The sequence below is a fragment of the Mesorhizobium sp. P3_A9 genome, from assembly GCF_056402975.1.
This window is the reverse complement of sequence record NZ_JBFUGJ010000372.1, coordinates 1-5,555: the sequence shown is the minus strand read 5'-3', so window position 1 is coordinate 5,555 and position 5,555 is coordinate 1. Positions and strand designations below refer to the sequence as shown.

Below are 5,555 nucleotides of genomic sequence, written 5' to 3'. Positions count from 1 at the left end.
TTGCAGAAGCGCGTCATGGTCGACGCCGATCAGGCCGATGCCGCGCGGCGTATCCTCAGGGATGCCGGCATCGCCAACGAAATCCGCACAAAATAATGTCGGCCGCACCAGCCGCCCTCGCCCCGGACACGCCGGCCCATACGGTCGATGCCTTTCATCGCGGCCGGTTCTGGCTTGTGCAGCCCAAGCATGGCGGCCACCGCGCCGGCATGGATGCGATGATGCTGGCGGCGGCCGTGCCGTCCGGCTTTGGCGGACGCCTCGCCGATTTCGGCGCCGGCGCCGGCGCTGCCGGCCTGGCGGTGCTGTCACGTTGTCCGGCTGCCCAGGCCGTGCTTGTCGAACGTGCGCCGGAAATGGCGGCCTTCGCATCGGCTACCCTTGCCCATCCCGGCAATGCCCATCTCAGCGATCGCGCCTCGGTGCTCGTCGCCGACGTCGCGGTTTCAGGCCAGGCCCGAGCGGCAGCTGGTCTAGCCGACAATGACTTCGACTACGTCATCATGAATCCGCCTTTCAACGCCGCCCGGGACCGCGCCACGCCGGAGCGCCTGAGAAAGGAAGCCCATGTCATGGAGGACGGGCTGTTCGAAAGCTGGATCCGCAGTGCGGCGGCGGTGGTCAGGCCGCGCGGCGGGTTGGCCGTCATCGCGCGGCCCGAACAGCTCGCCGCCATTCTCGACGCGATATCAGGCCGTTTCGGCGATGCCGAGATGCTCGCCGTCCACCCTCGCCCCGACGCTGCAGCAATCCGCATCATCGTGCGGGCGGCACTCGGGGCGCGTGGAAAACTCGCCATCCGCCCGCCTTTGATGCTTCACGCCCAGTCGGGCAATGGCCCTGACGAACGCAGCGAAATGATCACCAATGGTCTCGCCTCGCTGTTTGGAGATTGAGCTATTCCTGACCGCCGCATTGCCGTTGACCGGGAAATCCCTACATGCCTGCAACCCATCGACCGGAGACCGTGCCCTCGTGAAACGCCTTTTCAACCGACTGCTGCCGAAATCCTGGCGCTCCACCGTCGTCGTCATTCCGGTCATCCGGCTGCACGGCACGATCATGTCGGGCGGCCAGTTCCGGCAGAATCTGTCGCTGGCCTCCACCGCCGGCCTCATCGAGAAGGCGTTTTCGTTCGACGCGCCGGCGGTCGCCGTTTCGATCAATTCGCCCGGCGGCTCGCCGGTGCAGTCGCGGCTGATCTTCAAGCGTATCCGCGACCTGGCGAGCGAAAAGAACAAGAAGGTGCTGGTCTTCGTCGAGGACGTCGCAGCCTCCGGCGGCTACATGATCGCGGTCGCCGGCGACGAGATTTTCGCTGATCCGTCGTCCATCGTCGGTTCCATTGGCGTTGTCTCGGCCTCGTTCGGTTTCCCGGAGCTGATGAAGAAGATCGGGGTCGAGCGCCGTGTCCACACCGCCGGCCAGAACAAGGCTGTGCTCGATCCGTTCAAACCCGAGAAGAAGGAGGACATCGAGCGGCTGAAGGCGCTGCAGCTCGAGGTGCACGAGACCTTCATCGATCTCGTCAAGGAGCGGCGCGGCACCAAGCTGAAGGACGATCCGGACCTGTTCACCGGCTTGTTCTGGACGGGCAAGAGAGGTCTGGAACTCGGCCTGGTCGATGCGCTTGGTGACATGCGCACGGTGTTGAAGACCCGGTTCGGGGCGAAGACCCAGCTCAGACTGGTCTCGGCGCCGCGTGGTTTCCTCAGCCGCTTCGGCCTGTTCGGCTCGAGCAAGGGCTTTTCGGCGCCCGATATCGCGGCGGCTGCCGCCAGCGGCGTCATCGATGCGGCGGAAGAGCGCGCGCTGTGGGCTCGCTTCGGGCTTTGAAAACCGGACAAAACCGTCTAGCATGAAGGCTTGAAATGCTATGCATGCCGTTTTCCCTAAACCGGACACAGTTTTGGGCGGCGTGCATTAACCGACCCGACCGGCCGCCTTCGCCGGCCCAGCGTGGCAGGAGTTGTGACATGCCGCAGATCATTTTCTTCGCCGTCGTTGGCGTCGCCGCCTATTTCGGCTACCGCACTTTCGTGCGTGAAGCCGAGCGCGTGACGGCCAAGGTGCGGCGCACCGAAAAGCAGGCGGCCAATGGCGCGATGGGAACGCTGGTCAAGGATCCGAAGACCGGCGAGTACCGGCTGGCCAAGGACTGAGCATCATTTCGCTTACATCAGTTGCGGCGGACACCGACGCCGGCGCGCGGACCTGGCATGCGCATGCCAAGATCAATCTGGCGCTGCATGTCACCGGCCGGCGCCCCGACGGCTATCACCTGATCGAAAGCCTGGCGGTGTTCACGCGTTTTGGCGACCGGGTCGAGATCGCCCTCACCGACAGCGATGCGTTTACCGTGTCCGGCCGTTATGCACCGGCGGTTCCCCTGGACGCCAGCAATCTCGTGCTGAAAGCGCGCGATGCCTTGCGAAGGGCGGCCGGCCTCGAGCGAACCTCGCCCGTGTCCATAAAACTCGAAAAGAACCTGCCGGTGGCCTCCGGCGTCGGCGGCGGGTCGACCGACGCTGCCGCCGTGCTGCGCGGACTGGCGCAGACCTGGGGCCTGGACATGGACGATGCCGGGCTGGCGCGGATCGGCCTCTCGCTCGGCGCCGACGTGCCGATGTGCATGGCGGCAAAGCCGCTGGTGGCGCGTGGCATTGGTGACGAGTTGTCGATGGTGCCGGACTTTTCGGCGCTGGGACTGGTGCTGGTCAACCCCGGCACGCCGGTCTCGACGGCGGATGTCTTTGCGGCACTTTCCCGCCGCGACAACGAACCCCTGCCGCCGCTGCCGCGCCGCATCGATTTTCACAGCCTGCGCAACTGGCTGGAGATCACCCGCAATGATCTCGAACCGGCAGCCCTTGCGATGCAGCCGGCCATAGGCCGGGCGTTGTCGTGGCTCAACAAGGCCGGCTCGGGATTTTCACGCATGTCCGGATCGGGCGCGACCTGCTTCGGCCTGTTCGAGACCGGCAATGTCGCCAAGCGCGCGGCAGCCGAGATTCGCAGTCGCCAGCCCGACTGGTTCGTCGCGGCGACGCGCAGCATCGCCTCGGAGGGAGCTGATGGCCAGAATTGACGAGAGCCGTTCGTTCATTCCCGTGCGCATCGCGGTGCTGACMGTTTCSGAYACGCGCAGCCTTGCCGAYGACAAATCCGGCCAGACGCTGGCCGACCGCATCACCGAGGCCGGCCAYATCCTGGCCGCCCGCGAYATCGTCACYGAYGACCGSGACAARATCCGCGACACGGTCCTGGCGTGGTCGCGGGACAAGGATATCGATGTCGTCATCACCACAGGCGGCACCGGCTTCACCGGGCGTGACGTGACGCCGGAGGCGCTGGAGCCGATCTTCGAAAAGCGCATGGACGGCTTTTCGGAAGTGTTCCACCGCATCTCCTACGACAAGATCGGCACGTCGACGATCCAGAGCCGGGCGACCGGCGGCGTCGTCAACGCCACCTTCGTCTTCGTGCTGCCGGGCTCGCCCGGCGCCTGCAAGGACGCCTGGGACGGCATCCTCAAGGCGCAGCTCGACTATCGGCACATGCCCTGCAACTTCGTCGAGATCATGCCGCGCCTGGACGAGCATCTGCGGCGGGGCAAATAGCCATCACCGGATGACCGGTTCGCCATGAAAGCGCCGGCGCGAGGGGCGCGAAACACCGAAGCCGACTTCCATCATCAGCCGCGGCGTGCGCGCCGGCACGGTGCCCATGTGGAAACCGAACGGGTCCTCGACGAAGCCGAGGCCAGCCTCTCCGGTCAAGGTCACCGGGCTCTGCTCGCCATAGACGTCCAGCACCTCCTGGGCGGGATGGCCAACCAACAGGGTGAGCTGATGCTTTATGGCGCGCTTGTTATGGCTGCCYCTGACATAGACATGCGGACCKGTGTCGGCRTCGACRGGCTTSAGRTAGAAGAAGAATTTCAGCATSCGCCAGTCGTCGAGRTCGAAATGRTATTTGCCGAGCGAGGCAAGGTTCTTGTCGGCGTCCGAGGCCTCGCCGGTCGGAAAGCTCCACCAGACGCGCGTCGTGATCAGTTTCGCCTGGCCACCAAGGTAGTGCGCGGCAACGTCGAGAAGCAGCGGATCGCGCTGTATGGCGAATGCCGCCGGACAGTCGAGGATGCGCTCGAAATAGTGCCCGCTGAGCAACGAGCGGCCCAGACGTTTCTCGGCCTGCGCATGTTCGCCCGGCATGAATTCCAGACGGCGGTCGAAATTGCCGAAGCAAGGCGTACGCCCCGCGAAATCAGCAATCTCCTCATGGATCTCCGGTGGCAGTACCAGGCCTGAAAACAGGCCGTCGGAACGCAGCGCGTCGACCACCGCCGCCCGCTCGACACCGGAAAACATCGTATCCCCAATAGTTTCGGCAGGACGGGCGCGTTTTGCACCCAGCCAGTGCATGCGGCGCCCAGGCATGGTGCGCGCCAGCATGAACATCGGCAGCCAGGCAGGGTTTTCGCGAAGGTCCGTGAGATAGGTCGGAATGCGCACGGCAATGCGCCGCAGCAGGCTGCCATTGCGCGCAATGGCCTCGAGACTGGCAGCACCGGATTTGTCAGGGGTTGAAAGGTTCATCGGGTCCTCGTCCATGAGCGTGACACCCGATGCCGCATCGGTGTTCACCACTCGCATGACCCAAACCCAATTCACCCGCTTCCAGGGAAGGCTAACCCCACGTCAGATTTTGTGCAATGCACAATGAACAGAGCACCCGCAAAAACTCACTTCGGGGCGCGGTGCTGCTGCTTCGGCGGCGCCACCCAGATCTCAGCGTCGAGCCTCTTTGTCGCCAGGCCGCGCGCCAGCGCTTCGGCGCTGCCGGCGCTCTTGGACAAGGACGCGGCCTGCCGCTTGCTGATCACCAGCCCGTCGGCGAGCGCACGATTTCCTGAAAAGACCCGAGCCAGGAACGGCGTGCGGCTGCCGCGCACCCTCGAGAATCGCGCCGCCATGGTTTGCCTGCCGGTGTGGACGACGACCGCTTCGATCCAGCCCTCCACCAGACGCGCCCCCGGCTCCAGCAGCAACAGCCAGTCACCCTTGGCCAGCCGGATGCCGGCGGCGATGCCGCCGCTTGCCACATAGTGGCAGCCGGCATGCTCGGCGACATGATGCGTCTGGTCGGTGGAGCCGGTGTCACAGACGATCACGTCGCGCACCACGCCCTCGACCGCGCCGCCAATCAGCGAGGCGAGCGTACGGGCGAGAGCCTCTTCGTCATTGCGTGTTTCGATGAGAACACTGAGCATGTTTAGCCGAATAGCGGAAAGCCGAGCACAGCGCCAGTTTTTGCGGCGCAGCATAAAAAGTTCTTGCTTTGTTCTCATCGACAAAATAGGAATAATTTCATGAACAGAGCGATTCGAAACAACATGGACAGTCCCTGGGAGCGGGCCAAGATGGAACCGATCGTGCGTGCCGACATTGCAGCTTTCGGAGCAGGACGCGCCGAAATGGCCAATGCGATGATCGAGCAGAGTGGAATGCGCATCCGTCCGGACCGCAATCGCGGCAGGTCGGCGGGCATCAATA

7 protein-coding genes and 1 pseudogene are annotated in these 5,555 nt (G+C 64.5%); 6 read left to right on the top strand and 2 right to left on the bottom strand.

Going from position 1 to position 5,555, the window contains the following annotated elements:
• The first annotated feature begins 95 nt into the window (after positions 1-95).
• The 5 genes from AC1DX0_RS30170 (at position 96) to moaB (ending at position 3,620) form a co-directional block, all read left to right on the top strand.
• Positions 96-896: a tRNA1(Val) (adenine(37)-N6)-methyltransferase gene (locus AC1DX0_RS30170; RefSeq protein WP_477219694.1), complete on the top strand. Its 801-nt coding sequence runs from the start codon at positions 96-98 to the stop codon at positions 894-896.
• Between the two features lie 79 nt (positions 897-975).
• Positions 976-1,836: a S49 family peptidase gene (locus AC1DX0_RS30165; protein ID WP_477219695.1), complete on the top strand. Its 861-nt coding sequence runs from the start codon at positions 976-978 to the stop codon at positions 1,834-1,836.
• A gap of 140 nt (positions 1,837-1,976) precedes the next feature.
• Positions 1,977-2,162 (top strand): membrane protein, encoded by a 186-nt coding sequence (locus tag AC1DX0_RS30160; protein ID WP_027041406.1) that lies wholly within the window; start codon positions 1,977-1,979, stop codon positions 2,160-2,162.
• A gap of 5 nt (positions 2,163-2,167) precedes the next feature.
• Positions 2,168-3,088, top strand: coding sequence for a 4-(cytidine 5'-diphospho)-2-C-methyl-D-erythritol kinase (locus AC1DX0_RS30155; RefSeq protein ID WP_477219795.1), 921 nt, complete (start codon positions 2,168-2,170; stop codon positions 3,086-3,088).
• A complete protein-coding gene (gene moaB / locus AC1DX0_RS30150) occupies positions 3,075-3,620 on the top strand; it encodes a molybdenum cofactor biosynthesis protein B (RefSeq protein ID WP_477219696.1) in 546 nt (181 codons plus the stop codon). Before AC1DX0_RS30155 ends, moaB begins: the two co-directional genes overlap by 14 nt.
• Before the next feature lie 3 nt (positions 3,621-3,623).
• On the opposite strand, the gene AC1DX0_RS30145 is transcribed toward moaB, so the two are convergent.
• Both AC1DX0_RS30145 and AC1DX0_RS30140 read right to left on the bottom strand, forming a co-directional pair.
• The gene (locus AC1DX0_RS30145) at positions 3,624-4,598 is read right to left on the bottom strand and encodes a hypothetical protein (RefSeq protein ID WP_477219796.1); all 975 of its coding nucleotides are present in this window, start codon (positions 4,596-4,598) and stop codon (positions 3,624-3,626) included.
• A gap of 146 nt (positions 4,599-4,744) precedes the next feature.
• A complete protein-coding gene (locus AC1DX0_RS30140) occupies positions 4,745-5,272 on the bottom strand; it encodes a glycosyltransferase (RefSeq protein ID WP_477219697.1) in 528 nt (175 codons plus the stop codon).
• Between the two features lie 99 nt (positions 5,273-5,371).
• Between AC1DX0_RS30140 and AC1DX0_RS30135 the strand changes: the two are divergent.
• A pseudogene (locus AC1DX0_RS30135) lies at positions 5,372-5,555 on the top strand (hypothetical protein); the annotation flags it as partial.

Bases quoted from the DNA above. Each gene is read 5' to 3' on its own strand.
- AC1DX0_RS30170 (WP_477219694.1), top strand. From the start codon at position 96: ATGTCGGCCGCACCAGCCGCCCTCGCCCCGGACACGCCGGCCCATACG.
- AC1DX0_RS30160 (WP_027041406.1), top strand. From the start codon at position 1,977: ATGCCGCAGATCATTTTCTTCGCCGTCGTTGGCGTCGCCGCCTATTTC.
- AC1DX0_RS30140 (WP_477219697.1), bottom strand. From the start codon at position 5,272: ATGCTCAGTGTTCTCATCGAAACACGCAATGACGAAGAGGCTCTCGCC.